23 protein-coding genes are annotated in these 25709 nt (G+C 66.9%); 15 read left to right on the top strand and 8 right to left on the bottom strand.

Features of this window, described 5'->3' with window-relative positions; all coding sequences use genetic code 11:
- Positions 1–135: 135 nt before the first annotated feature.
- Together L0976_RS17520 and L0976_RS17515 are read left to right on the top strand one after the other, a co-directional pair.
- Complete coding sequence (locus L0976_RS17520) at positions 136–2433, top strand: LysM peptidoglycan-binding domain-containing protein (protein WP_234188531.1); 2298 nt, start codon at positions 136–138, stop codon at positions 2431–2433.
- A gap of 169 nt (positions 2434–2602) precedes the next feature.
- Positions 2603–4498, top strand: coding sequence for an ABC transporter ATP-binding protein/permease (locus tag L0976_RS17515; protein ID WP_234188529.1), 1896 nt, complete (start codon positions 2603–2605; stop codon positions 4496–4498).
- Here L0976_RS17515 and L0976_RS17510 read toward each other — a convergent pair whose 3' ends face one another.
- Positions 4499–4909, bottom strand: a complete 411-nt coding sequence (locus tag L0976_RS17510) for a VOC family protein (protein WP_370643705.1) — start codon at positions 4907–4909, stop codon at positions 4499–4501.
- A 156-nt stretch (positions 4910–5065) separates the two neighbouring features.
- On the opposite strand from L0976_RS17510, the gene L0976_RS17505 reads away from it, so the two are divergent.
- The 5 genes from L0976_RS17505 to L0976_RS17485 all read left to right on the top strand — a co-directional run bounded on the left by L0976_RS17505 (position 5066) and on the right by L0976_RS17485 (position 10159).
- On the top strand, positions 5066–5920 hold the full coding sequence (locus L0976_RS17505; protein WP_255696043.1) for a phosphatidylserine decarboxylase: 855 nt from the start codon (positions 5066–5068) through the stop codon (positions 5918–5920).
- A 77-nt stretch (positions 5921–5997) separates the two neighbouring features.
- Entirely contained in the window at positions 5998–6849 is an 852-nt protein-coding gene (gene pssA, locus L0976_RS17500) for a CDP-diacylglycerol--serine O-phosphatidyltransferase (RefSeq protein ID WP_203318500.1), read from the top strand.
- Positions 6850–6984: 135 nt separating this feature from the next.
- Positions 6985–7440, top strand: coding sequence for a MarR family winged helix-turn-helix transcriptional regulator (locus L0976_RS17495; RefSeq protein ID WP_203318501.1), 456 nt, complete (start codon positions 6985–6987; stop codon positions 7438–7440).
- A 101-nt stretch (positions 7441–7541) separates the two neighbouring features.
- Positions 7542–9116, top strand: coding sequence for an MFS transporter (locus L0976_RS17490; RefSeq protein ID WP_233290790.1), 1575 nt, complete (start codon positions 7542–7544; stop codon positions 9114–9116).
- A 5-nt stretch (positions 9117–9121) separates the two neighbouring features.
- Positions 9122–10159 carry an HlyD family secretion protein gene (locus L0976_RS17485; protein WP_234188524.1) on the top strand — a complete coding sequence of 346 codons (1038 nt, stop codon included), beginning with the start codon at positions 9122–9124 and terminating at the stop codon, positions 10157–10159.
- A 209-nt stretch (positions 10160–10368) separates the two neighbouring features.
- Here the strand turns inward: L0976_RS17485 and L0976_RS17480 are convergent, their stop codons facing one another.
- The 5 genes from L0976_RS17480 to alr form a co-directional block, all read right to left on the bottom strand.
- Positions 10369–11109 (bottom strand): SDR family NAD(P)-dependent oxidoreductase, encoded by a 741-nt coding sequence (locus tag L0976_RS17480; RefSeq protein ID WP_234188522.1) that lies wholly within the window; start codon positions 11107–11109, stop codon positions 10369–10371.
- An 11-nt stretch (positions 11110–11120) separates the two neighbouring features.
- A complete protein-coding gene (purF, locus tag L0976_RS17475) occupies positions 11121–12614 on the bottom strand; it encodes an amidophosphoribosyltransferase (protein ID WP_234188520.1) in 1494 nt (497 codons plus the stop codon).
- A gap of 199 nt (positions 12615–12813) precedes the next feature.
- Positions 12814–13422, bottom strand: a complete 609-nt coding sequence (locus L0976_RS17470; protein ID WP_203318506.1) for a CvpA family protein — start codon at positions 13420–13422, stop codon at positions 12814–12816.
- 141 nt (positions 13423–13563) lie between these two features.
- Positions 13564–14967 carry a DNA repair protein RadA gene (radA, locus tag L0976_RS17465; RefSeq protein ID WP_234188518.1) on the bottom strand — a complete coding sequence of 468 codons (1404 nt, stop codon included), beginning with the start codon at positions 14965–14967 and terminating at the stop codon, positions 13564–13566.
- Positions 14968–15035: 68 nt separating this feature from the next.
- A complete protein-coding gene (gene alr / locus L0976_RS17460; protein WP_234188516.1) occupies positions 15036–16199 on the bottom strand; it encodes an alanine racemase in 1164 nt (387 codons plus the stop codon).
- A gap of 102 nt (positions 16200–16301) precedes the next feature.
- Between alr and L0976_RS17455 the strand changes: the two genes are divergently transcribed.
- Complete coding sequence (locus L0976_RS17455) at positions 16302–16904, top strand: hypothetical protein (protein WP_234188515.1); 603 nt, start codon at positions 16302–16304, stop codon at positions 16902–16904.
- A 61-nt stretch (positions 16905–16965) separates the two neighbouring features.
- On the opposite strand, the gene L0976_RS17450 is transcribed toward L0976_RS17455, so the two are convergent.
- Positions 16966–17364 (bottom strand): hypothetical protein, encoded by a 399-nt coding sequence (locus L0976_RS17450; RefSeq protein WP_234188514.1) that lies wholly within the window; start codon positions 17362–17364, stop codon positions 16966–16968.
- A 351-nt stretch (positions 17365–17715) separates the two neighbouring features.
- On the opposite strand from L0976_RS17450, the gene rpsF reads away from it, so the two are divergent.
- The 6 genes from rpsF (at position 17716) to L0976_RS17420 (ending at position 23463) form a co-directional block, all read left to right on the top strand.
- Complete coding sequence (rpsF, locus tag L0976_RS17445; RefSeq protein WP_203318510.1) at positions 17716–18168, top strand: 30S ribosomal protein S6; 453 nt, start codon at positions 17716–17718, stop codon at positions 18166–18168.
- 24 nt (positions 18169–18192) lie between these two features.
- Positions 18193–18441, top strand: coding sequence for a 30S ribosomal protein S18 (gene rpsR, locus L0976_RS17440; protein ID WP_069059269.1), 249 nt, complete (start codon positions 18193–18195; stop codon positions 18439–18441).
- Positions 18442–18648: 207 nt separating this feature from the next.
- The gene (locus L0976_RS17435; RefSeq protein WP_234188513.1) at positions 18649–19623 is read left to right on the top strand and encodes a DUF2232 domain-containing protein; all 975 of its coding nucleotides are present in this window, start codon (positions 18649–18651) and stop codon (positions 19621–19623) included.
- A 20-nt stretch (positions 19624–19643) separates the two neighbouring features.
- Positions 19644–20219, top strand: coding sequence for a 50S ribosomal protein L9 (gene rplI, locus L0976_RS17430; RefSeq protein WP_203318512.1), 576 nt, complete (start codon positions 19644–19646; stop codon positions 20217–20219).
- Between the two features lie 276 nt (positions 20220–20495).
- Positions 20496–21782 carry a cyclopropane-fatty-acyl-phospholipid synthase family protein gene (locus L0976_RS17425; RefSeq protein WP_234188512.1) on the top strand — a complete coding sequence of 429 codons (1287 nt, stop codon included), beginning with the start codon at positions 20496–20498 and terminating at the stop codon, positions 21780–21782.
- 181 nt (positions 21783–21963) lie between these two features.
- Positions 21964–23463: a replicative DNA helicase gene (locus tag L0976_RS17420; protein WP_203318514.1), complete on the top strand. Its 1500-nt coding sequence runs from the start codon at positions 21964–21966 to the stop codon at positions 23461–23463.
- Positions 23464–23511: 48 nt separating this feature from the next.
- On the opposite strand, the gene L0976_RS17415 is transcribed toward L0976_RS17420, so the two are convergent.
- Positions 23512–24555, bottom strand: a complete 1044-nt coding sequence (locus L0976_RS17415) for an aldo/keto reductase (protein ID WP_234188511.1) — start codon at positions 24553–24555, stop codon at positions 23512–23514.
- Positions 24556–24747: 192 nt separating this feature from the next.
- Between L0976_RS17415 and fabD the strand changes: the two genes are divergently transcribed.
- Complete coding sequence (gene fabD, locus L0976_RS17410; protein WP_234188509.1) at positions 24748–25692, top strand: ACP S-malonyltransferase; 945 nt, start codon at positions 24748–24750, stop codon at positions 25690–25692.
- The last annotated feature ends 17 nt before the right edge of the window (positions 25693–25709 follow it).

Below are 25709 nucleotides of genomic sequence, written 5' to 3'. Positions count from 1 at the left end.
GGCCCGTCAAGGATAATGACCGAAAAAGCGTGCGGAGGGTGCTCGCAATGCCCCCGGAACCTTGTGCAACACACCGGGAATCGATAGCAATTTCGGCAGGGGACCTCCCGGGAAACCGGGACAGAGAGAGAGTTGATGATGAAGAACAGGACCGGCCTTGTGGCGTTGATCGTGCTGGCGGTGGCGACGCTGCTCATGGTTTTCTTCGTGCTGCCCAACATGAACAAGGAAAAGCCCGCGCAAACGCCGGTCGCGACGATTGACGAAAAGCCGGCCGAGGGCGGCGGCGACACGACGGCGGCTGACGGCAAGCAGGCGCGCGCGGGCGGCGAGCAGGCGCCCGTCGAGGGCGAAAAGCCGGCCGCCGAACCTGCCGGCGAGCAGGCCGCCAAGCCGGAAGAGGCCCCGGCCGATCCCGCCGCAAGCTGGGTCACGCCCGCCTTCGATGTCCTGCGTGTCGAGCCGGACGGCTCCACCGTCATCGCAGGCCGCGGCCAGCCGAACACGAAGCTGGAGATCAGGAACGGCGAGACGGTGATCGGCAAGGCCGATATCGGCCCGTCCGGCGATTTCGCTGCCGTCTTCGACCATCCGCTCGCCGCCGGCGACTATCAGCTCACCCTCGCCACCCGCGACGACAGGGGCGCCTCGAAGACCTCGGAAGAGGTCGCGACGGTGTCCGTGCCGAAGGACGGCAGCGGCGAGCTGCTCGCCATGGTGTCCCGCCCCGGCGAGGCGAGCCGTCTGATCACGGTGCCGGAAGCCGCCCGGAAGCCGGCCGGCGACGCCGCGCAAACGGCGCAGGCTGCCGCCGGCCAGGTCGCCGGTGACGTTGCCTCGGCGGCCGGCGATGTCGCCGCCACGGCGAACGAGACAGCCGCGGCCGCTGGCCAGGCCGCCGCCACGGCCAGCGATGCGGCTGCGACGGCCGGCGCGCAGGCCATGCAGCCGGCGGGTGAGGGCGCGCAGCCCTCTGCCGACACGGCGAGCAGCGCCACGGCGGGCCCGGCCGCGCAGGCCCGCGTTTCCGCCGTCGAGCTGGAAGGCGAACGCATGTTCATCGCCGGCACGGCCCGGCCCGGCGCGCTGGTGCGCATCTATGCAGACGACAAGCTCGTCGGCGAGGCGAAGGCGGACGACGAGGGCCGCTATGTCGTCGACGGCAGGATCGACCTTTCCGTCGGCCGCCACACGGTCCGCGCCGACGTGATGAGCGCGGACGGCAGCAAGGTCGATTTCCGCGCCTCCGTTCCGTTCGACCGGCCGGAAGGCGAGCAGGTCGCCGTGGTGGCGCAGGACAATGCCGCTAGCGATGCCGGCCCGGCGCTCGGCCTCATCGGCGGCGGAACCTTCGACAAGCTTCGCACCGAGGCGGACAAGGCGATCGCCCTCCTCAAGGGCCTCTATGCAAACGGCCGCGTGCCGACCGCCGAGGAACTCGCCGCCGCCCGCTCGGCGACGGAGATCGCGCTGAAGTCGCTGGCCGAATTCAAGCCGGGCGAGGAAGAGGGCGAGGCTGCCCGCCAGATGGCCGCCAAGGCCTCCGCCGCTGCCGCCTCCGCACTCGCGCGCCTCCATGCCCTGCCGTCGGATGCCGCCGCAGTCGGTGAGGCGCTCGGCTCGATCGAGACGGCTGTGGCCGATGCGCTCGCGCCCGCGATCGAAAAGGCGCATGACGCGGCGGGCCATGTCGTCGCCGCGGCCGGCGACACCATCGAGTCGCTGGCGGGACAGGCGAGCGCGCTCCAGCAGAAGTTCGTGGCGCTCTTTTCTGATGGCGGCAACGCGACGACGGCGGATATCCGCAGCGCCCGCAGCGCGCTGGAAGGGGCCCTCAGGCGCATCACGGGCTTCACGCCGCCGGCCGGCACCGCTGCCGACGTCGGCGCGGCCATCGAGGAACTGAAGGGCTGGGCCGCCACCGCGCTCGACCGCCTCGCCGCCGTTCCCGCGGATGCCGGCAAGGAGGCCTACCAGCAGGCGCTGGTGGCGCTCGAAGGCATGCCTTCGCTCACCGCCGCCGCCAATGCGGTCGCGACGGCGACCGAAGGCGCTGCCCCCGCCACGGACGCCTCCAAGGCTGCCGGGACGACGGACGTCGAAGGCGGCAGCACCGCGGCACCGGCCGGGCAGGGCGCTGCTCCCGTCGCCGCCGGCGAGGCCGCGGCCGAAGAGCCCGAGACCGTCGAGCAGGCGCCGCTGCAGCAGAGCAAGACCTCGGTCATCATCCGCCGCGGCGATACGCTGTGGCAGATCTCCCGCCGCATCTACGGCAAGGGCGTGCGCTACACGACGATCTACCTCGCCAACGAGGACCAGATCACCAACCCGGACCGCATCATCCCCGGCCAGGTCTTCGGCGTACCGGACAAGACCATGGAGACCGACGCCGAGGCCGAGGAGATGCACCGAAAGCACGTCCGCGGCAATTGACCGCTGTTATTTCCCGCCGGCCGTTGCGAAACGGCCGGCGAGGTCCTATCTCCGCGATGCGGCGCCCCACCGGGCGCCGCATTTTCATTCAGGCACGGCCGGCGGGCGCACGATGAAGCGCTCCGGCAGCACACGAGACCGGGCACACGGCCGCCCGGCGGAGGCCAGCGTGGCGACGACGACGAAGAAGACGGTTTCGGCCGACAGCAGCAATCCCCTCCACACGCTGGTGAATCTCTGGCCCTACATGTGGCCCTCCGACCGGCCGGACCTGAAGATGCGCGTCGTCTGGGCCTCTGTCTTCCTGCTCGCCTCCAAGGTCGTGCTGCTGCTCGTGCCCTATTTCTTCAAATGGGCGACGGATGCGCTGAACGGCAAGCCCGATGCCGTGGGCCTCCTGCCGACATTCCTGCTCGGCGCCGTCATGCTGGTGCTCGCCTATAACGGCGCGCGCATCGTGCAGGCAGGCCTCAACCAGCTCCGCGACGCGCTCTTCGCCAGCGTCGGGCAATATGCCGTGCGCCAGCTCGCCTACCGCACCTTCGTGCACCTGCACCGCCTGTCGCTGCGCTTCCATCTGGAGCGGCGCACCGGCGGTCTTTCGCGCGTCATCGAGCGCGGCACCAAGGGCATCGAGACGATCGTGCGCTTCACGATCCTCAACAGCATACCGACCTTCGTCGAGTTCCTGCTGACCGCCGCCGTCTTCTGGCGCGGCTACGGCCCGCAGTATCTCCTCGTCACGGCCGTCACCGTATGGTTCTACATCTGGTTCACCGTGCGGGCGAGCGACTGGCGCATCTCCATCCGCCGCTCGATGAACGACAGCGACACGGAGGCGAACACCAAGGCCATCGATTCGCTTCTCAACTTCGAGACGGTGAAGTATTTCGGCAACGAGGAGATGGAGGCCCGCCGCTTCGACCAGTCCATGGAGCGCTACGAGAAATCCGCCACGCAGGTCTGGACCTCGCTCGGCTGGCTGAACTTCGGCCAGTCTCTGATCTTCGGCGTCGGCATGGCGGTCATGATGGCCATGTCCGCGCTCGCCGTGCAGCGCGGCGAGCAGACGGTCGGCGACTTCGTCTTCATCAACGCCATGCTGATCCAGCTCGCCATCCCCCTCAACTTCATCGGCTTCGTCTACCGCGAAATCCGCCAGGGCCTCACGGACATCGAGCAGATGTTCGATCTCCTGGAGGTCGAGGAGGAGGTTCAGGACAAGCCGGGCGCGGCCGACCTTGCCGTCACCGACGGCGCGATCTCCTTCAAGGACGTGCACTTCGCCTACGATCCGGCGCGGCCGATCCTCAAGGGCATTTCCTTCGACGTGCCGGCCGGCAGGACCGTCGCCGTCGTCGGCCCGTCCGGTGCGGGCAAGTCGACGCTCTCTCGTCTCCTCTACCGTTTCTACGACGTGCAGGAGGGCGCGATCACCATCGACGGGCAGGACGTGCGCGACGTCACGCAGAAGAGCCTGCGCAAGGTCATCGGCATGGTGCCGCAGGATACCGTGCTCTTCAACGACACCATCGCCTACAACATCCGCTACGGCCGGCCGGGCGCGAGCGACGAGGAGGTGGCCGCCGCCGCCGAGGCCGCCCAGATCGGCCCCTTCATCCGGCATCTGCCGGAAGGCTACAACGCCATGGTGGGCGAGCGCGGCCTGAAGCTTTCCGGCGGCGAGAAGCAGCGCGTCGCCATCGCCCGCACGATCCTCAAGAGCCCGCCGATCCTCATCCTCGACGAGGCGACCTCGGCCCTCGACACGCGCACGGAGCAGGAGATCCAGGCCGCGCTCGACATCGTCTCGAAGAACCGCACGACGCTCGTCATCGCGCACCGCCTGTCGACCGTCATCTCGGCCGACGAGATCATCGTGCTGAAGGATGGCGTGATCGCCGAGCGCGGCACGCATGGCGAGCTGATGCAGCGCGACGACGGCCTCTATGCCTCCATGTGGAACCGCCAGCGCGAGGCCGTCCAGGCCGAGGAGCGGCTGAAGCAGGTGCGCGAAAGCGACGAATTCGGCATCGTCGCGCGCGGCGTGCCGGCGGCGGAGTGATCAGTCGCCGGGGGCGGCGAAGAGAAGCAGGTTGCCGTCCGGATCGCGGACGATGACGTTCCTTGCGCCCCATGGCTGCGTCGTCAGCTCCAGGTGGAAGGACACGCCCTTCGCCTGATAGCCTAGAAAGAACCGCTCGATGGCCGCCGCGCTGTCGAGCGTGATCGATGCCGAAAGCAGCTCCTTACGCTCCCGCACGTCTCCGGCAAAGACTGGCCCTTTCACGAGCCGCAGGCAGAGCCGCGCCCGATCCCGCTGCACGACGCCGTAGAACGGCGGGTCGCCGTAGGTGAAATCCACCGCAAAACCGAGCTTCTGTGTGTAGAAGGCGAGGGCGGCGGGAAAGTCGGTGACGTAGAGGACCGGTTCTGCGCCGCTGAGAAAGGGCTGTTTCTCCGTCTCACTGCTCATGGTGTGTCTCCCGTGTCCGGCATGAATGTCGGCCTCTTAGGGCAGGCCTGTCAATGCGGCCGCCCACTGTGGCCTGCTGGCGCCAACCTCACTCAAGCAGAAACGCTAGCGAGGGCCGAAACATAGCCCAATCCAATCTCCCCCCTTGAGGGGGAGATGCCCGGTAGGGCAGAGGGGGGGTATGCCGCCCGCTTTCCCATCGAAACCACATACGCCAAGCCTCACCTCCGGGGTCTATCCACTGCGCCGCATTGCCCCGGCGGGCTTTTCACGCTAGTTCGATGGCGTGAAATCATCAGGAGATGCCGGAAGATGAGTTTGGTCGATACGATACGCAGCACCCTGGTGCCGATCCATCGGGAGGGCTGGAAGTTCGTCGCCGGCTTCTTCGTCGCCTCGCTGCTGCTCGGCGCTGCCTGGCAGCCGCTGATGTGGATCGGCTTCATCCTCACCGCCTGGTGCGCCTACTTCTTCCGCGACCCCGAGCGCCTGACGCCGCAGGACGACGACCTCGTCATCAGCCCCGCGGACGGCCGCGTCTCGGCCATCGCCATGATGACGCCGCCGGCCGAGCTGGAACTCGGCGACCAGCCGATGCTGCGCATCTCGGTCTTCATGAACGTCTTCAACTGCCATGTGAACCGCGCGCCGATGCGCGGGCGCATCGCGCGCGTCGCCTACCGCGCCGGCAAGTTCCTCAACGCCGATCTCGACAAGGCGAGCCAGGACAACGAGCGCAACGGCCTCGTCATCGAAACCGCCCATGGTCCTATCGGCGTCGTGCAGATCGCCGGCCTCGTCGCCCGCCGCATCCTCTGCTGGAGCGCGATGAACGACCATCTGGAGGCCGGCGAGCGCTTCGGCCTCATCCGCTTCGGCTCGCGCCTCGACGTCTTCCTGCCGGCCGGCGCCGAGCCGCGCGTCAGCGTCGGGCAGACGGCGATCGCCGGCGAGACGGTGCTTGCCGAGTTCGGCTCGGCCAAGGGGCCGGTCATCAGCCGGCGCGGCTGAACGATTGACCATTCGCCGCGGCGGCTTATCTCAACGGGAAACGGCCGCTGCCAGGCACACGAACGAAGCGAAAAGCAATGGACACTCCGTTTCCGCCCTATGAGCCGAATGGCCCGAACGACGAGGCCCGCGGCCCGCGCCTGCGCGAAATCCCGCTGCGCATCATCATCCCGAACGTCATAACGGTCCTCGCCATCTGCGCCGGCCTCACCGGCATCCGGCTCGCCTTCGAGAACCGCTATGAACTCGCCGTCGGCATGGTCCTGCTCGCCGCCTTCCTCGACGGCATCGACGGCCGCGTCGCGCGGCTCCTGAAGGCGACGTCGAAGTTCGGCGGGCAGATGGATTCGCTCGCCGACATCGTCAATTTCGGTGTCGCACCCGCCCTGGTGCTCTATGTCTTCATCCTCGACCAGGCGCGCTCCTTCGGCTGGATCGCCGCGCTGATCTACGCCATCGCCGCGGGCCTGCGCCTCGCGCGCTTCAACGTCATGGCCGAGCGCGAGACCAAGGCGAAGTGGCAGTCGGAATATTTCGTCGGCGTGCCGGCGCCGGCCGGCGCCATGCTGGTGCTGCTGCCAGTCTATCTCGGCTTCCTCGGCATCGCGCCGAGCCCGCTCTTCGCCTTCCTCGCCTCCGGCTACACGGTGCTGATCGGCTTCCTGCTGGTCAGCCGCCTGCCGGTCTGGTCCGGCAAGTCCGAGGGAAGCCGCATCCGCCGCGACCTCGTGTTGCCGGCGATCCTGCTCGTCGTCATCTATGTCGCGACGCTGATGAGCTTCACCTGGGAAACCATGGTTGTGACGGTCGTCGCCTATCTGGCGACCCTGCCGTTCGGCGCGCGCTCCTGGCAGCGCAAATACGGCGGCTGGACCGCACCCTCGACCCACGGCGCGAGCGAGTTCCCCGAAGAGACCGACGGCCCCTGACCCTTCGTCATCACGTCCGCGTGAGATCGATACGAAGCCCCGTCCACGGCCCGTGGGCGGGGCTTGATTTTTTGACGCGGATCAATTACCTAGCGAGCAAATAGGTAGCAAGCTAATAATGTCCGGACTATCAAGATGAACACGACCGATCCGCGCGAGCGCCTTCTCGACGATCTCTCCCGTGTGCAGCGCAAGATGCGCGCGCTGTTCGATGCCCGCGTGAAGGAGAGGGGACTGACGCTCCCGCGCGCCCGCGCGCTGCTGATCCTCGGCCGCGGCGTGCAGCTCAACCAGCGCGAACTTGCCGACGAACTCGACATCGAGACCCCGACGCTGGTGCGCCTGCTCGACGGCATGGAGAAACAGGGCTTCATCGAGCGGCAGGCCGTCGAGGGCGACCGCCGCGCCAAGCAGATCGCCATGACGCGCTACGGGGCGAAGGTGGCCGAAGAGGTGCTGGACCTTGCAAGGACCCTGCGCGCCGATGTCCTGAAGGGCATTTCCCCGGCCGACATGGCGACCACCGTCAAGGTCTTCGCCGCTATGGCCGGCAACATCGCGCAAAGCTGTCGGGAGAGCGCCGACGCATGACCAGCGCTCCCGTCAACGGGGCACGCGGGGCAGGGGGCGAGGAGGCTGCGGAGGAAAAGCCCGCCGCACCGCCGCCGCCGCCGTCCGCGCCCTCCGCGCCCATGGCCCCCTCCCGCGCCGCCGCCTACATGGCCGCCTCCACCCTGCTGGCCCTCACGCAGGGCTTCGGCATGAACCTCGTCGCCGCCAACATCCCGCAGCTTCAGGGGCCGTTCGGCGCGACGAGCACGGAGGCGCTCTGGCTGATGGCGGCCTACATGGCGCCCAACGCCTCGCTGTCGCTCGCCCTCATCAAGATCCGCAACCAGTATGGCCTGCGCCATTTCGCCGAGCTCGGCATTGCCGTCTTCCTCGTCGTGGCGGCGCTGCATATCTTCATCACGGACCTTCAATCCGCGATCGTGCTGCGCTTCTTCGCCGGCATCGCCGCCGCGCCGCTCTCCTCGCTCGGCTTCCTCTACATGCTGGAGGCGTTTTCCCCGGCGCGCAAGCTGACGGTCGGCCTCTCGCTGGCGCTCACCAATATCGGGCTCGCCGCGCCGCTGACGCGCTTCATCTCGCCGACGCTCATCGACCTCGGCGGGGTGAGGGCGCTGCTGCAGCTGGAGCTGGCACTCGCCATGCTTTCCTTCGCGGCCATCTACCTCCTGCCGCTGACGCCGATGCCGCGCGCCAGGGTCATCGAGAAGCTCGACATCGTCAGCTATCTCTTCATCGCCATCGGTTTCGGGGCGGGCGCCGTCATCCTCGTGACCGGCCGCACCTACTGGTGGCTTGAGGCGCAGTGGATCGGCGAGCTGCTGGTGGTGATGATCGGCGCGCTCACCATCGCCGCCGTGCTCGAACTGAACCGGGAAAAGCCCCTTGTCGACCTGCGCTGGCTCGTCAGCCGCGAGGTGCTGCATGTCGGCGCCGTGCTGGTCCTCTTCCGGCTGATGCTGGCCGAGCAGACGGCCGTCGCCGGCAACTTCTTCCAGATCACCGGCCTGCAGAACGACCAGCTCACCGGCCTCTACGGCTTCGTGGCGCTCGCCACCATCGCGGGCGGCCTTGCCTGTGCGGCGGTCATGAAGCCCGGGCGCGAACCGGGCATCCACATGGTGGCGCTGCTGTTCATCGGCGCCGGCGCCTTCCTCGACAGCCACGCGACGAACCTCACGCGGCCGGAGCAGATGTACTGGAGCCAGGCGATGATCGCCGTCGGCGGCAGCCTCTTCATGCCCCCGGCGGTGGCCTCCGGCTTCACCATGGCGCTGCGCAAGGGCCCGCAATACATCCTCAGCTTCATCGTCGTCTTCCTGGTGACGCAGAGTCTCGGGGGGCTTGCCGGCTCGGCGCTGTTCGGCTCCTTCATCACGCTGCGCGAGAAGTTCCATTCGAACATGCTCGCCCAGTCGATGACGCTCACCGACCCGCTGGTCGCCACCCGCGTCTCGCAGCTTTCCGCCGCCTATGGCCGCACGATCACCGATCCCGCCGTGCTCAAGGCGGAAGGCATATCGCTGCTCGGCCAGCAGGTGACGCGCGAGGCGAACGTCCTGGCCCACAACGACGCGTTCCTCGTCATCGCCCTCCTGGCGGTCGCCGCTGCCGCCGCGCTCGCCATTCACATGCTTTACGTCCGTATCAGAGAGGCCGCCGCCCGCACCGATGGGCAAGCGGCCGTTGAAGGTTGACCGAAATGAAGAAGTACATCCGCAACACCGCGACCACGCTCGCCGTGCTCCTCGGCCTCGCCGGCATCCTCGCCGTGCTCTACGCCTGGCAGCTCCCGCCCTTTTCCAGCGAGGTGCAGACGACGGACAACGCCTATGTGCGCGGCTACGTGACGCTGATCAGCCCGCAGCTTCCCGGCTACGTCACCGACGTCTCCGTGAAGGATTACGAGACCGTGAAGGCCGGCGCCGTGCTCGCCCGCCTGGATGACCGCATCTACCGGCAGAAGGTCGAGCAGGCCAATGCCACGCTTGCCAGCCAGAAGGCGGCGCTGGCCAATTCGCAGCAGCAGGAGAAGGCGGCCAAGGCCCGCATCGGCGCCAGCGAGGCGGCGCTTGCCAGCGCCACCTATGCCAAGCGCAGGGCCGAGGAGAGCTGGAACCGCATCGAGGAGCTCTCCGACAAGGGCATCGCCACCCAGAGCGACCGCGAGCAGAGCCGCACGACGCTCGACCAGGCCGAAGCCGCCGTCTCGCAGGGAGAGGCCAATCTCGAAGTGTCGAAGCAGGATCTCCAGACGATCATCGTCGGCCGCGATTCGCTGCGCGCCGCCGTGGCGGGCGCCGAAGCCGCCGTCGAGCTCGCCCGGATCGACCTGTCGAACACGGTCATCACCGCGCCCCGCGACGGCGTCGTCGGCGAGGTGGGCGTGAAGCTCGGCCAGTATGTCGCCGCCGGCACCCAGCTCATGGCCGTCGTTCCGCACGACACCTGGGTCATCGCCAATTTCAAGGAGACCCAGCTTGCCTATATCAGGCCCGGCCAGAAGGTGAAGGTGAGCGTCGATGCGCTGAAGCACGCCGTCCTCACCGGCCATGTCGAGCGCTTCTCGCCCGCCGCCGGCTCGGAATTCAGCGTCATCCGCCCGGACAACGCCACCGGCAACTTCACCAAGATCGCCCAGCGCATTCCCGTCCGCATCGCCATCGACGAGGGGCAGGACCTGGCGAAATATCTCGCGCCGGGGCTTTCGGTGGAGGTGACGACGGTGGTCGGGGAATAGGCAGTAGGCAGTAGGCAGTAGGCGGTAGGTTTGCCCCTCATCCGCCTGCCGGCACCTTCTCCCCGCAGGCTGGGCGAAGGCTTACGCCGATCTGGCTTCCAGCAATTCGCAACCGTGGTGGATGGCAGAACCGTGCCACGACAATCCTTCTCCCCGCTTGCGGGGAGAAGGTGCCGACAGGCGGATGAGGGGCTCTACTGGCGCCCACCTCAATCCGGCAGCCGGTAATCCAGCAAACGCCCCTGGCGCATGTCGAAGAGCTTGCCCGTCTCCGTGAAATCCGGCGAGACCAGCGACAGGATGGCCTTCGCCACCTCGGAAGGATGCTGCACCGTCGACGGGTCCTCGCCCGGAATGGCCTGTGCGCGCATGGCGGTGCGGGTGGCGCCGGGGTCGAGCGAGGTGATGCGCAGCGCCGTGCGCTGCGTCTCGCCGGCCCAGGTGCGGGCGAGCGCCTCGACGGCGGCCTTGGAGGCCGAGTAGGGCCCCCAGAAGGGCTTGCACTTGTGCGCGGCGCTGGAGGAGAGGATGACGGCGCGGCCGGCATCGGACTTCAGCAGCAGCGGCTCGACCGAGCGGATGAGCCGCCATGTCGCGGTGACGTTGACGGTCATCACCTTCTCGAAGACCTTCGCCTCGACATGGCCGATGGGCGAGATGGTGCCGAGCACGCCGGCATTGGCGACGAGGATGTCGAGCTTGCCCCAGCGCTCGAAGATCGAGCCGCCGAGCTTGTCGATGGCCGCCATGTCGGCGAGGTCGAAGGGCACCAGCGTTGCGCTGCCGCCGGCGGCCTTGATCGCATCGTCCAGTTCCTCCAGCCCCCCGACGGTGCGGGCGCAGGCGACGACATGCGCGCCGGCCTTTGCCAGTTCGAGGGCGGTGAAATAGCCGATGCCGCGCGAGGCGCCGGTGACCAGCGCGAGGCGGCCCTTCAGGTCGATGCTCATGATGTCTTCAATTATCCGTTGCTTGCCAGAACCGAGACCTTCCGTCCCATCGTCTCGCCTTCCTTGTCAAGGAGGCGCGTCGGATAGTCGCCGGTGAAGTAATGGTCGGTGAACTGCGGACGGGCCGGGTTGCGGTCCTCGCCGCCGACGGCGCGGTAGAGCCCGTCGATGGACAGGAACTCCAGCGAATCCGCGCCGATATACTTCGCCATCGCCTTGACGTCGTTGTACTGGTTGGCGAGCAGCTTGTCCCGGTCCGGCGTGTCGATGCCGTAGAAGTCCGGATAGAAGATCATCGGGCTGGCGACGCGGATATGCACTTCCTTCGCCCCCGCATCGCGGATCATCTGCACGATCTTCAGCGACGTCGTGCCGCGCACGATCGAATCGTCGACGAGGATGACGCGCTTGCCGTCGATCATCGCCCGGTTGGCCGAATGCTTCAGCTTGACGCCGAAGGCGCGGATCTGCTGCGTCGGCTCGATGAAGGTGCGCCCGACATAATGGTTGCGGATGATGCCGTATTCGAAGGGAATGCCGCTCTGCTGCGCGTAGCCGAGCGCCGCGGGCGTGCCGCCGTCCGGCACCGGCACGACGACGTCGCCCTCGACCGGATGTTCCTTGGCAAGGTTCATGCCCATGTTCTTGCGCGCCACATAGACGCTGCGGCCGCCGACGACGGAATCGGGGCGGGCGAAATAGACATATTCGAAGAGGCAGAGCCGTTCCGGCTGCGGGTTGCCCGATTTCCTCGCCTCGATGCTGATCGAGCCGTCCGGCTGGATCTCGCAGACGATGATCTCGCCGTTCTCCACGTCACGGATGTATTTCGCGCCGATGATGTCGAGCGCGCAGGTCTCTGAGGCGAAGATCGGCTTGCCGTCGAGCTCGCCCATGACCAGCGGGCGGATGCCCGTGGGGTCGCGCGCGGCGATCAGCTTGGTGCGGGTGATTCCGAGCATCGAATAGCCGCCTTCCATCTGGCGGATGGCGTCGATGAAGCGGTCGGTGGTGGAGGTGTAGCGCGAGCGGGCGATGAGGTGGAGGACGACTTCGGTGTCCGAGGTCGACTGACAGATGGCGCCGCCGGCGATGATCTGGCGGCGCAGCGTCAGGCCGTTGGTGAAGTTGCCGTTATGGGCGACGGCGATGCCGCCGACTTCCAGTTCGGCAAAGAGCGGCTGCACGTTGCGCAGCGCCACTTCCCCGGTCGTGGAATAGCGCGTGTGGCCGATCGCCATGTTGCCGGGGAGCTTGGCCAGCGTCGCCGGGTTGGTATAGTGGTCGCCGACGAGTCCCATGTGCTTTTCGGTGTGGAACTGCTTGCCGTCGAAGCAGACGATGCCCGCCGCTTCCTGGCCGCGATGCTGCAGCGCGTGCAGCCCCAGCGCCGTCAGCGTGGCCGCCTCGGGATGGCCGAGGATGCCGAAGACGCCGCATTCTTCATGAAGCGTATCGCCGTCGAGATCGTCGTCGTGGCGGCCGGGGAACTCAAAATCGCTCATTGCTGCAAGCCTTTGCTCGGGACCGTAAGAGGTTGCACGGGGTATTACGCTTTCTTCGCGTCCGGCGAGGCGCATATGGGTATCGCCGAAAGCATTTGCCACCGAGGCCCGGAAGCGTCAGTGGCGATTGTCTATCCTACCAAAAAATCGGGGAGCCTGCGCTCGTCAATTCTCGCGAGCGGCGGCTCCCCTGGTCGGTTCATCCGTTCGTGGCCGGGGCATCTTCGGCGGGCGTCTGGTTCGTGCCGCCGGTGGCGCCATCAGGGTCTTCCGCACCGCCTTCGCCCTGGGCCGGCTTGCCGCGCAGCCGGTCGATGATCGTCGCGTCGGCGTCCTCCGGCAGCAGCGCCACGAGGCGCGAGCCGAGATTGTCGAGAAGCGGCTTGGACTTGGCCGTGGTGACCCAGGTCGGCTGCTGCTGCGGGGCGACCAGCCAGTTGAAGAACAGCATGGCGACGACGACCAGCAGGATGCCGCGGGCCGCGCCGAACAGGAAGCCGAGCGTGCGGTCGAGCGCGCCGATGCGGCTGTCGATGATGAAATCGGCGATGCGCATGGTGATGAAGGAGATCACGATGAGCGCGACGAGGAAGACGGCACCGGCCGAGCCGACCATCGCGACGGTGTCGCTCGTCGTATAGTCCTTCGCATAGGGCAGGAGCACCGGATAGAGGAAGTAGGCGGCCGCGGCGGCGCCAACCCAGCTTGCGACGGAGAGCACCTCGCGCGAAAAGCCGCGCACCATCGCCAGAACGGCGGAGAACAGGGCAACGCCGATGACGATACCGTCGAGAATTGTGATGGGCATGTTCGTCCTACTCCAAACCCGAAATGTCGCCGGCCCCACGTCCCGGTGCGGGGCGCACATTAGCGAAAGGCGTCCTTGCCGTCCCGGTCCGGCACGCGCCAGGCCATGTTTCCCACAGGGCTTTATGCATGCCGGAGGGCGTCAGACGTCCTCGTCCTCCCGTTTCAGGGCGTTCTTCGATCCGGCAATGCGCGCCACCAGATCCGGCAGGCCGCCGATTTCGCTCCAGCGGCCACCGCTGCCCTTGGGCAGATCGGCGGAACCGGCGGGCAGCACGGCCTGCGAAAAACCCAGCTTTTCGGCCTCTTTGAGGCGCTGGGCGGTGTGCGCAACCGGGCGAATGGCGCCCGACAGGCTGACTTCGCCGAAATAGACGCAATCGGCGGGAAGGGCAAGTCCGGCAAGCGAGGAAACGAGCGCGGAGGCGACGGCAAGGTCCGCCGCCGGCTCCGAGATGCGGTAGCCGCCCGCGACGTTGAGATAGACGTCGTGCTGGCCGAGCCTGACGCCGCAATGGGCCTCCAGCACCGCGAGGATCATCGAAAGCCGCGCCGAATCCCAGCCGACGATGGCCCGGCGCGGCGTGCCGAGCGAGGTGGGCGCGACGAGCGCCTGCACCTCGACCAGCACCGGCCGCGTGCCCTCCATGCCGGCGAAGACGGCCGCGCCCGGCGCCTTGGCGTTGCGCTCGCCGAGGAAGAGCTCGGAGGGATTGGAGACCTCGCGCAGCCCCTTGTCGGACATTTCGAAGACGCCGATCTCGTCCGTCGGGCCGAAGCGGTTCTTCACCGTGCGCAGGATGCGGTAGTGGTGGCCGCGATCGCCCTCGAAATAGAGCACGGCATCGACCATGTGCTCGACGACGCGGGGACCGGCGATCTGGCCTTCCTTGGTGACGTGGCCGACCAGCACCATGGCTGCGCCCGTCTGCTTGGCGAAGCGGATCATCGCCTGCACGCCGGTCCTCACCTGCGTCACCGTGCCGGGCGCGGCCTCGGCCGTGTCGCTCCACAGCGTCTGGATCGAATCGATGATGACGAGGTCCGGCCGCTTGCCCTCGCCGACGGTGGCGAGGATATCCTCCACATTGGTCTCGGCGGCGAGCAGCACGTCCGTCTCGTGGGCGTGCAGGCGCTGGGCGCGAAGGCGCACCTGCGCGACGGCCTCTTCGCCCGAGACATAGATGATGCGGTGGCCCTGCCGGGAAAGCGCGGCGGCGGACTGCATCAGCAGCGTCGACTTGCCGATGCCGGGATCGCCGCCGATCAGCACCGCAGAGCCGCGCACGAAGCCGCCGCCGGTCGCCCGGTCGAGCTCGGCGATGCCGGTATGGATGCGCGGGGCCTCCTCCGTCTCGCCGGAAAGCGTGGTGAGCGCGACGGGGCGGCCCTTCTTCGGCACTTTGCCGGGGCCGGCGCCGATGCCGCCCATCGGGTCTTCCTCGACCACGGTGTTCCATTCGCCGCAGCCCTCGCATTTCCCGACCCAGCGGGAATGCGCGGTGCCGCAGTTCTGGCAGACGAATTGGGTGCGGGCTTTCGCCATCGGATCTCGCTTCTGGTGCCTGACATGGGAATCGTCCGCAAGCCCATAGCACAAAACAGGAACATGTCCTATTTTTTCACCGCCTCGTATCGCCGCTCGTAGCGGTTGCCGAGGCTGGTGAGGAGTTCGTAGTCGACGGTGCCGGCGGCGCGCGCGACATCCTGGATCGGCATGGCGCGGCCGAAGAGTTCTATGAAGTCGCCGGCCCGCACGCTGCCGGGCGGCAGGTCGGTGACGTCGAAATGGGTGAGGTCCATGGTGACGCGGCCGATCAGCGGCACGGTGCGACCGTGCAGCACGCCGCTCGCACCGGGAATGCCGGCCGCGCGCAGCGGCACACCGGCGCCGAGCGTGCGCATGTAGCCGTCCGCATAGCCGATGGCGGCGATGGCGATGCGGCTGTCGCGGGCAAGCGGCGTCGCGCCGTAGCTCACGCTCTCGCCGGCCTTCGCCTCGCGCACCTGGAGGATGCGCGCCTCGGCGGTGACGACCGGCTTCATCGGGTTTTCCACACCGTTGACGGCGCTGCCGCCATAGAGCGCGATGCCGGGGCGGGTGAGGGTGAAGTGATAGTCCTCGCCGAGGAAGATGCCCGCCGAATTGGCAAGGCTGGCGTCGATGTCGTCGAAGGCCTCGACGACGCTGCGGAACCTTTGCAACTGCTGGCGGTTGAGCGGGTGGGCCGGCTCGTCGGCGCAGGCGAGGTGGCTGAGCAGCATGATCGGCGAGAAGCTTGCCGGCCGCGCGGCGTCGTTTGCCAGCGCCAGCGCGTCCTCGACCCGAAGGCCGAGCCGGTTCATGCCCGTATCGACATGCAGCACGCAGGGATGGTCGCGCCCATCGGAAACCGCCGCCATGAAGACGACGAGCTGTTCTTCCGAGACGATGACGGGCACGAGGTCGAATTCGAAGAAGAGGCGTTCCGAGCCGGCCCACATGCCGGAGAGCACGTAGATGCGCGCATCCGGTAGGACGGCACGCAGCGTCGCGCCTTCCGCCGGCGTGGCGACGAAGAAATCGCGGGCACCCGCATGATGGAATGTCCGCCCCGCATGCTCCAGGCCGATGCCGTAGCCGTCGGCCTTGAGCACGGCGGCCGTGCGCGCCGCGCCGGAACGCCGGGCCATCGCCCGCCAGTTGTCGGCGAGTGCGGAGAGGTCGATCGTCAGGCGGGCGTGATCCTCGCCGGCGATCGGCAGGCTGGAACGTGCATGGGAATGATGCGGGCTCATGATTCTGAATACAGCCTGTTGACCATGGCGGCAATATGCCGTTTCTCGGCATTGCCGCCGGAAAAGCCCGTCACTATGGTTCGCGCCAAAAAGGGGAAGAGCATGCGGCGGATAACGGGAACGGCCTTCGGGATGGTGGCGGTCGTCCTTGCCTTTGCGGCGCAGGGCGTGGCCCAGGCGCCGCCCACGGACGCGGAAATGCGCCAGGTCCATGCCGCGTTGCTCGGCCTTGCCCAGGACGGCGCGGAGTCCGAGCGGGACGACGGGGCGGACATCTACTATTCCATCGTCGAGAACCCGAACGCGCCGCGGCTGGTCACGCGGCTTGAGGTCTCCGGCGCGCCCTGCCGCGCCCGCACGGTCTCCGCGCTGCAGTTTCCCGGCAAGTGGGCGACCCTGACCCTCGGCCGCATCGATCTGTCCCGCGTCGCCGCCGTCACCGCCTATGCCTCGGTCGACGACATGATCGCCGAGATCAATCCGCTCCCGCTCGATGCCCCGGCGGTCGAGCAGGTCGTGCTGACGGGCGAGGGGCTCTACTGCACCAGCCGCATGTCGCTCTCCGGCGAGAGCATGACCGCGGACGAGGCCTGTTCCGACCGCCTCGACCTGTCCATGGCGGACGCCGACCAGAAGACGCGCGGCAGGCGCGCCCTCGCCATCGTCGCGGACGTCTGCAAGGCCCCGGCCTTCGGCGGAAAGTGAACCCGAAAGCAGGAAACCCGCCGTTTCGGGCGGGTTTCCTCATCTGTCCGTGCGCGTGAGATTACGGCGTGGTCGTGGTCGCGCCGCCGCCTTCGGCCGGCTGGCTTTCCGGCGACTGGGTGCCGCCGGTCGTACCGCCGGTCTGGCCATCGGTGGGCGTGCTTCCAGCCGGGGCAGGAGCCGGGGCAGGAGCCGTAGCAGGGGCAGGGGCAGGGGCCGCAGGGGTATCCGGCGTGCCGACAGCCGGGGTGTTGGCGTTGGGCTCGACGCGGTCCGGCGATCCGCCGCCGACGAAATAGTAGATACCCACGGCAACGAGGACGGCCAGGATCACGGCGACGGCCCAGCCGCCAGCGCCGCTGCCGCCGCTGCTGGCATTGACGACCGTGGGGCCGCGATCTTCCGGCCGGCGCGCATTGGGGTCCTCCACGGGACGATTGACAAGATTGGGGTCTTGCATGTCTGGCACTCCATCTGGTTTGGTCGGGCTGAACAACGCGCCATGACCATTTTTGTTCCTGTGCCATCGGGCAACGGGACGGCGCTTCCCGGCAGGGGCCTTGCATTCGTCCGGAAAATCCGTATAAGCGCGCTGTTCAACACACCCGGTCAATCGGCTGGTGGCTGAACGGAGGGCCGGCGATCCCAGCGATCCGCCGTTTGGAGCCAAGGGCTCCAGCCTCCCGTGTCTCCGCTCTCGACCGTCTGGATTAACGCTTTTCTTGCTTGCGGCCTTGGGCCCCTGGGAACTGTCGTTGAGGCTTGGCGCCGGTTTCGGGTGTAGGATCAAACGCAAGAAAGGCAAAGCCACATGGCTCTCTACGAACATGTATTCCTGGCCCGCCAGGACGTGTCCGCCCAGCAGGTCGACGCTCTCGTCGAACAGTACAAGGGCGTGATCGAAGCACACGGCGGCAAGGTCGGCCGGGTCGAGAACTGGGGCCTCAAGTCCCTGACCTACCGCATCAAGAAGAACCGCAAGGCGCATTACGCGCTGATGGACATCGACGCTCCGGCCGCCGCCATCCACGAGATGGAACGCCAGATGCGCATCAACGAAGACGTTCTTCGCTACATGACCATCGCCGTCGAGGCCCACGAAGAAGGCCCGTCCGCGATGATGCAGAAGCGCGACCGCGACGACCGTCCGCGCCGCGATGGCGACGACCGCGGCCCGCGCCGCGATTTCGGCGACCGTCCGCGCCGCGACTTCGGCGACCGCCCGCCGCGTGGCGACCGTCCGGCCCGCGAAGACCGCGCGTAATCGAAGCAGAAGGAGACTAAGACAATGGCTGATACTTCCTCCGCTCCGGCACGCCGTCCGTTCCACCGCCGTCGCAAGACCTGCCCCTTCTCGGGCGCCAACGCTCCGAAGATCGACTACAAGGACGTCCGTCTTCTGTCGCGTTACATCTCCGAGCGCGGCAAGATCGTTCCGTCCCGCATCACGGCCGTTTCCCAGAAGAAGCAGCGCGAACTCGCCAAGGCGATCAAGCGCGCCCGCTTCCTCGGCCTGCTGCCCTACGTCGTGGCGTAACAACGCGACGTCTCCGGCCTGACATCATGTCGGGCCGGATCGCCTGATTTCGGGGAAGACGGCCTGCCGCCTTCCCCTTCTCCCTTCCGCGTTGGGCGCGGATCGGAACCGCCGGCCTTTCGAGGCCAGAACCCATGTTGGGGATGTCTTCCTGAATCGCTTTGCCAGGAAACTCCTCTAACTGTCTGACCGGACAGGACAGCGAACGTGAAGACCCTGACGCCAACCTCGATTGCGACCGGCCTCGTCGCCGGTGTGACCGCCGCTCTGCTGTCGCTGAGCGCGAACGCGCAGTCGTCGCTCGCCATCGTGCTCTACGCCGCGTCGGCCCTTCCCATCCTCATCGCCGGTCTCGGCTGGGGCAATGCGAGCGCCTTCATCGCGGTCGTGGCGGGCGGCGCGACGGCTTCCGCACTGGTCTCCTCGCAATTCGCCGCGCTGATCGTCATCATCACGCTCATCCCGGCCGGCTGGCTCAGCAATCTTGCGAACCTCGCCCGTCCGGCCTCCGAGCTCGGCGGCCCGGAAGACGCGCTCGCCTGGTATCCGCTGTCCAACATCCTCGCCCATCTCGCCGTGATGGTGACGCTCGGCATGATCGCCGTCGGTGCGATCGTCGGCTACAACAGCGAGATGGCCGGCAAGCTGGTCGACATCGTCATCGAGACGCTGAAGGCGCAGGAACCGCTCTACAATCCGGATGCCGCAGCCGTCGCGCAGATGAAGTCCATCTTCGCGCTGGCGCTGCCGCTGGTGCAGGGCGCGCTGTGGGTGTTCCTGCTGTTCGCCGCCTATTATGTCGCAAGCTTCATCGTGCGCCTTTCCGGCAAGGGCCTGCGCCCGCGCGAGGACATGCCCTCCACGCTGCGCATGCACCGCAACGCGATCTTCATCTTCCTCGCCGGCCTCGTCCTTTCCTTCATGGGCGGCGTCCCGGCGCTCGTCGGCGCGCTCGTCTGCGGCACCTTCGGGGCCGGCTTCGTGCTCGCCGGCTTCGCGAGCCTGCATTTCAGGACGCGCGGCAAGCCGTGGCGGCTCTTTGCCCTGTGGTTCGCCTATATCTCGGTATTGCTCTTCACGATACCGGTCTTCGCCATCCTCGTCCTCGGCCTGATGGACACGCGGCGCACCATAGCGCTGACGCCCGCCGGCCCGGCGAGCAAGAAAAACCAGAATAGCTGAACTCAAGAAAGGAACTCGAAATGGACGTCATCCTCCTCGAACGCATCGCCAAGCTCGGCCAGATGGGCGAGACCGTAAAGGTCCGCGACGGCTTTGCCCGCAACTACCTGCTGCCGCTCGGCAAGGCGCTGCGCGCCAACGAAGCCAACAAGAAGCGCTTCGAATCCGAGCGCGCGACGCTCGAAGCCCGTAACCTCGAGCGCAAGTCGGAAGCCCAGGGCGTTGCCGAAAAGCTCGACGGCAAGTCCTTCATCGTCGTCCGCTCCGCCGGCGAAACCGGCCAGCTCTACGGTTCGGTCGCTGCCCGCGACATCATCGAGGTCCTGTCGGCCGAAGGCTTCAACATCGGCCGCAACCAGGTCGAACTCAATACCCCGATCAAGGCCATCGGCCTGCACAAGGTCGTCCTGCACCTTCATGCCGAAGTCGAGATCTCGATCGTGCTGAACGTCGCCCGCTCCGCAGACGAAGCCGAACGCCAGGCCAAGGGCGAAAGCCTGACCTCCGCCGACGCCATCTACGGCGTGGACGAGGACGCCCTGAAGCCGGAAGACTTCTTCGATCCGGAAGCCGACAACGACGGCGACGAAGAATAACAATCGAACGGATGAGCCGGCTTTTGCCGGCTCATTTGTTTCCGGCGAAGGCCTCCCGCCGCGGCCTGTCGGCACTGTTCCCGGGCATTCCTGCCTTCACCGGCCGGCTTCGCCTGTCCGCCAGACTTGAAAAAGGCCAAAAAACGCGGGTTGAAATCCCGCTTTTTCCGTTAATATTTATACTTCGTTAGACTGGATTGGCGGTGGGGCCGCTTTCTAGGCCGGTTTCCGACCAGACCCGTTCCGCCAGATTTTAAGCGCGACGGAGTTTAGAGAATGAAATTCATTGTACAGGCTCTCGTTTCCCGCCTCATCGAGACCGGAAATCTGACGATTACTTACCCCGACGGCAGCAGCCAGACCTATGGCGACGGCACTGGCAATCCCGTCCATCTGCGCATCAACACCAGGAAGGCCCTCTGGGGCATCGGCTTCGACCCCGCCTACTATCTCGGCCATTGTTACGGCACGGGGGAGGTCGACCTGGTCGAGGGCGACATGTACGGCCTGCTGAAGGCCGTCTTCACCGGCAATCCCGACTTCAAGTATTACGACACCGGCTGGAACCGCCTCCTCGAGCGGGTCCGCTATCTCTTCCGCTGGGTGCGCGAGAAGAACAGCGTCGTGCGCTCGCGCAGGAACGTGCAGCATCACTACGATCTCACCGGCGCGCTCTACGATCTCTTCCTCGATCGGGACCGGCAATATTCCTGCGCCTATTTCGAGCGCCCCGACCAGTCGCTGGACGACGCCCAGCTCGCCAAGAAGCGCCATATCGCCGCCAAGCTGAACATCAACCGGCCCGGCCAGAGCGTGCTCGACATCGGCTGCGGCTGGGGCGGCATGGCGCTTTACCTCGCCCGCCAGCTCGGCGCGAAGGTGACCGGCGTCACGCTGTCCGACGAGCAGCACGCGATGGCCGTGAAACGGGCGAGCGACGCGGGCCTGTCGGAGGAGGTGAAGTTCCTGCTGCAGGACTACCGCAACACGGACGGTCCCTTCGACCGCGTCGTCTCCGTCGGCATGTTCGAGCATGTCGGCCGGCCGAACTACCTGACCTTCTTCAAGAAGAGCGCATCGCTGTTGAAGCGCGACGGCGTGATGCTGCTGCACACGATCGGCCGCACGGACCGGCCCTCCGCCAACAATCCGTTCATCGAGAAGTACATCTTCCCGGGCGGCTACATCCCGGCGTTGTCCGAGGTGATGCAGGCGGTGGAGAAGAGCGGGCTTGCGGTGACGGATGTCGAGATCCTGCGGCTGCACTACGCCGAGACGCTGCGCCACTGGCGCGAGCGCTTCATGGCGCGGCGCGCGGAGGCCAAGGCGCTCTACGACGAGAAGTTCTGCCGCATATGGGAGTTCTATCTCGCCGCCTCCGAAAGCGCCTTCCGCTGGCAGCACCTCGTCGTCTTCCAGCTCCAGCTTGCGCACGACCAGCAGTCCGTGCCGCTCATCCGCGAATATATCGGCCGCGGCGAGGATTGCCTGAAGGCGCACGAGGCCAATCCGAAGGGCGAGCGGCATGGCGCCCGCCAGTTCCCGCAGGAGGCCTCGCTCTGAGTCGCACGAGTCAACCGCAAGGTGGCAGGCCCGGCGGAATCCGGGCTTGCTGTGTCCCCGCTGCCTGTGGAAAAGTCTAACACCGGGCCTAAGGCAAGCGTCGAGTCGGAAGCGCTTGACCCTCGGCGCCAAAGCAACCAAACCACCGGCTTCAGGAAACAGGGACGGGAGATTCGGGACGATGAACGATGCCGTGCGCAAGCTGAGCCAGGCCGGTCGCGAACTGCCGGAGGCACATCACCGCGAGGCGCCGAACAACGTCGAGGCGGAACAGGCGCTGCTCGGTGCGATCCTCGTCAACAACGACGCGTATTACCGCGTCTCCGACTTCCTCAAGCCGATCCATTTCCACGAGCCCCTGCACCGCAAGATCTACGAGCTTGCCGGCGACACGATCCGCATGGGCAAGATCGCGACGACGATCACGCTGAAGACCCACCTGCCGGCCGACGGCAAGGTCGGCGACCTGACGATACCGCAATATCTCGCCCGCCTTGCCGCCGAGGCCGTGACGATCATCAACGCGGAAGACTATGGCCGCGCGATCTATGACCTGGCGCTGCGCCGCTCGCTGATCAATATCGGCGAGGACATGGTCAACATCGCCTATGACGCGCCGCTCGACATGCCGCCGCAGACGCAGATCGAGGACGCCGAGCGCCGCCTCTTCGAGCTGGCCGAGACCGGCCGTTACGACGGCGGCTTCCAGTCGTTCAACGATGCGGTGGCGCAGGCGATCGACATGGCCGGCCAGGCCTTCGAGCGCGACGGCTCGCTTTCCGGCATCTCCACCGGCATCCAGTCGCTCGACGGCCGCATGGGCGGCCTGCAGCGCTCGGACCTGATCGTGCTCGCGGGACGCCCCGGCATGGGCAAGACCTCGCTCGCCACCAACATCGCCTACAATATCGCCGCCGCCTACGAGCCGGAGGTTCAGGCGGATGGTTCGTTCAAGGCCAGGAACGGCGGCGTCGTCGGCTTCTACTCGCTGGAAATGTCCTCCGAACAGCTCGCCACCCGTATCATCTCCGAGCAGACGGAAGTCTCCTCCTCGAAGATCCGCCGCGGCGACATTTCCGAGGCCGATTTCGAAAAGCTCGTCGCCTGCTCGCAGATGATGCAGAAGGTGCCGCTCTATATCGACCAGACCGGTGGTATCTCGATTGCCCAGCTTTCCGCCCGCGCCCGCCGCCTCAAGCGCCAGCGCGGCCTCGATTGCCTCGTGGTGGACTATATCCAGCTCATGACAGGCTCGGGCAAGTCGAGCGACAACCGCGTGCAGGAGATCACCCAGATCACGACGGGCCTGAAGGCGCTCGGCAAGGAGCTGAACGTGCCGATCATCGCGCTCTCCCAGCTCTCCCGTCAGGTGGAAAGCCGCGAGGACAAGCGCCCGCAACTCTCCGACCTTCGCGAATCGGGCTCCATCGAGCAGGACGCCGACGTGGTGCTCTTCGTGTTCCGCGAGGAATATTACGTCAAGAACCTCGAGCCACGTGACGAGTTCGATCCGAAATACGAGGAATGGAAGATGAAGTTCGAAGCGGTGAAGGGCACCGCGGACGTCATCATCGCCAAGCAGCGTCACGGACCCACCGGCACGGTCAAGCTCGCCTTCCAGTCGGAATACACCCGCTTCACCGACCTCGCCGACCCGTCCTTCAGCCAGTACGAGCACTGAGGGCGTTTCCGGCTTGCCGGAGGCTCCGGCAAGCCGTTCGTGCGGCGCTTACATCGGCGCCGGGTAGAGCCGGTGGATGCGGCGGATGCCGTTCATCACCTCGGCGGAAAGTGTCACGTCCTTCGCCCCGATGTCCGCCTTCAACTGCTCCATGGTCGTCGCGCCGATGATGACGGAGGCCATGAAGGGGCGCGTCAGGCAGAAGGCGAGGGCCATCTGGGCGGGATCGAGCCCGTTTTCCTTCGCAAGCTCCACATAGGCGCGCACCGCCGGCTCCTGCAGCGGCTGGTAGCGCCCGCCGAGATCGCCGTTCTTCGTCAGGCGCGAGCCTTCGGGCCGCGCGCCGTCGAGATACTTGCCGGTCAGGAGCCCGGCGGCGAGCGGCGAATAGGCGAGCAGCCCGATCTCCTCGTGATGCGACACCTCCGCGAGGTCGAGGTCGTAGGCCCGGTAGAGCAGGTTGTATTCGTTCTGGATCGAGGCGACGCGCGGCAGGCCCTTTTCCTCGGAAAGCTTCAGGAGCTGCATCGTGCCCCAGGCCGTGTCGTTGGAAAGGCCGAGCGCCCGCACCTTGCCGGCCTTGACGAGTTCGCCGACCGTTTCGAGGATTTCGAGAAGCTCGGCGGCGACCTTCGCGCGGTCCTGCCTGGAGGGCTCGTAGCTCCAGGCGTTGCGGAAATGGTAGTGGCCGCGGTTCGGCCAATGGAGCTGGTAGAGGTCGAGATAGTCGGTCTTGAGGCGCGACAGGCTGTTGTCGATCGCCTCCAGGATGCCCGCGCGGCTCATCGGCGCGCCGCCGCGTATGTAGGGGCGGCCGGGGCCGGCGACCTTGGAGGCGAGCACGATCCGGTCGCGGTTGCCGCGCGCCTTCATCCAGCTGCCGATGAAGCGTTCGGTGTCGCCATAGGTTTCGGGGGAAAGCGGCGTGGTCGGGTAGAGCTCGGCGGTATCGATGAAGTTGACGCCTTCCGAGAACGCGTAGTCGAGTTGGTCGTGGGCGTCCTGCTCGCTGTTCTGCGACCCCCAGGTCATCGTGCCGAGGCAGATCTCCGACACGCTGATGCCGGTCCGGCCGAGCGGATTGTATTTCATGGGTGGGAAAATCCTTTGGTGGAAACCGCGCGAATGTAGGCAGGTCTTTGCGAAGCGCAAGTCCGAAGGGCGCGATTCCCTGTGCGAAGGCCCCGGAAAGGCGGGGGCAGGCGGGGCCGGGGAGGCGCCACGCCTTGACTTGCGGGGCCGGAATGTGAATGGAAAAGGAAAGATGAGACGGGAGAACCCCCTATGAGCGTAGCATTCACCTTCCCCGGCCAGGGCAGCCAGGCCGTCGGCATGGGCAAGGATCTCGCGGACGCCTTCCCGGAAGCGCGCGCCGTTTTCGCCGAAGTCGACGAGGCCCTCGGCCAGAATCTGTCCGCCATCATGTTCGAGGGACCCGAGGAAACTCTGACGCTGACGGCCAACGCCCAGCCGGCGCTGATGGCCGTTTCCATCGCCGTCATGCGCGTGCTGGAAGCGCGCGGCCTATCGCTGAAGGATCAGGTCTCCTATGTCGCCGGCCACTCGCTCGGCGAATATTCGGCGCTCTGTGCCGCCGGCACCTTCTCGCTGGCCGATACGGCGCGCCTGCTGCGCATCCGCGGCAACGCCATGCAGTCGGCCGTTCCGGTCGGCGAGGGCGCCATGGCCGCGATCATCGGTCTGGAACAGGCGGATGTCGAAGCCATCTGCAGGGAAGCCTCCACTGGCGGCTCGTGCCAGATCGCCAACGACAATGGCGGTGGCCAGCTCGTCATCTCCGGCTCCAAGCCGGCCGTCGAAGTCGCAGCCCGGCTCGCGACGGAGAAGGGCGCCAAGCGCGCGCTGATGCTCTCCGTCTCCGCCCCCTTCCATTCCGCCCTGATGGCGCCTGCCGCCGACGCCATGCGCGAGGCGCTCGCCACTGTCACGGCCAAGGCCCCCGTCGTCCCGGTCGTCGCCAATGTCCGCGCCGCCCCGGTCAGCGACCCGCAGGAGATCGTCACGCTCCTCGTCGAGCAGGTCACCGGCCAGGTCCGCTGGCGCGAGACGGTCGAATGGTTCGGCGCGAACGACGTGACGACGCTTTACGAAGTCGGCTCCGGCAAGGTGCTGACCGGCCTTGCGCGCCGCATCGACAAGTCCGTCACCGGCATCGCTATCAACACCCCCGCCGACATCGACAGCGCGCTCGCCGCGCTCATCGGCTGATCTCTTTTTGAAGGAAC

This window comes from Shinella sp. NM-101 (genome assembly GCF_021401195.1).
Classification (GTDB): Bacteria; Pseudomonadota; Alphaproteobacteria; order Rhizobiales; family Rhizobiaceae; genus Shinella.
Note: the sequence above shows the minus strand (reverse complement) of the source record. Positions and strands in the feature narration are given on the sequence as shown.

Bases quoted from the DNA above. Each gene is read 5' to 3' on its own strand.
- L0976_RS17520 (WP_234188531.1), top strand. From the start codon at position 136: ATGATGAAGAACAGGACCGGCCTTGTGGCGTTGATCGTGCTGGCGGTG.
- L0976_RS17510 (WP_370643705.1), bottom strand. From the start codon at position 4,909: ATGAGCAGTGAGACGGAGAAACAGCCCTTTCTCAGCGGCGCAGAACCG.
- L0976_RS17505 (WP_255696043.1), top strand. From the start codon at position 5,066: ATGCCCGGTAGGGCAGAGGGGGGGTATGCCGCCCGCTTTCCCATCGAA.
- pssA (WP_203318500.1), top strand. From the start codon at position 5,998: ATGGACACTCCGTTTCCGCCCTATGAGCCGAATGGCCCGAACGACGAG.
- L0976_RS17495 (WP_203318501.1), top strand. From the start codon at position 6,985: ATGAACACGACCGATCCGCGCGAGCGCCTTCTCGACGATCTCTCCCGT.
- L0976_RS17490 (WP_233290790.1), top strand. From the start codon at position 7,542: ATGGCCCCCTCCCGCGCCGCCGCCTACATGGCCGCCTCCACCCTGCTG.
- L0976_RS17485 (WP_234188524.1), top strand. From the start codon at position 9,122: ATGAAGAAGTACATCCGCAACACCGCGACCACGCTCGCCGTGCTCCTC.
- L0976_RS17480 (WP_234188522.1), bottom strand. From the start codon at position 11,109: ATGAGCATCGACCTGAAGGGCCGCCTCGCGCTGGTCACCGGCGCCTCG.
- purF (WP_234188520.1), bottom strand. From the start codon at position 12,614: ATGAGCGATTTTGAGTTCCCCGGCCGCCACGACGACGATCTCGACGGC.
- L0976_RS17470 (WP_203318506.1), bottom strand. From the start codon at position 13,422: ATGCCCATCACAATTCTCGACGGTATCGTCATCGGCGTTGCCCTGTTC.
- radA (WP_234188518.1), bottom strand. From the start codon at position 14,967: ATGGCGAAAGCCCGCACCCAATTCGTCTGCCAGAACTGCGGCACCGCG.
- alr (WP_234188516.1), bottom strand. From the start codon at position 16,199: ATGAGCCCGCATCATTCCCATGCACGTTCCAGCCTGCCGATCGCCGGC.
- L0976_RS17455 (WP_234188515.1), top strand. From the start codon at position 16,302: ATGCGGCGGATAACGGGAACGGCCTTCGGGATGGTGGCGGTCGTCCTT.
- L0976_RS17450 (WP_234188514.1), bottom strand. From the start codon at position 17,364: ATGCAAGACCCCAATCTTGTCAATCGTCCCGTGGAGGACCCCAATGCG.
- rpsF (WP_203318510.1), top strand. From the start codon at position 17,716: ATGGCTCTCTACGAACATGTATTCCTGGCCCGCCAGGACGTGTCCGCC.
- rpsR (WP_069059269.1), top strand. From the start codon at position 18,193: ATGGCTGATACTTCCTCCGCTCCGGCACGCCGTCCGTTCCACCGCCGT.
- rplI (WP_203318512.1), top strand. From the start codon at position 19,644: ATGGACGTCATCCTCCTCGAACGCATCGCCAAGCTCGGCCAGATGGGC.
- L0976_RS17425 (WP_234188512.1), top strand. From the start codon at position 20,496: ATGAAATTCATTGTACAGGCTCTCGTTTCCCGCCTCATCGAGACCGGA.
- L0976_RS17420 (WP_203318514.1), top strand. From the start codon at position 21,964: ATGAACGATGCCGTGCGCAAGCTGAGCCAGGCCGGTCGCGAACTGCCG.
- L0976_RS17415 (WP_234188511.1), bottom strand. From the start codon at position 24,555: ATGAAATACAATCCGCTCGGCCGGACCGGCATCAGCGTGTCGGAGATC.
- fabD (WP_234188509.1), top strand. From the start codon at position 24,748: ATGAGCGTAGCATTCACCTTCCCCGGCCAGGGCAGCCAGGCCGTCGGC.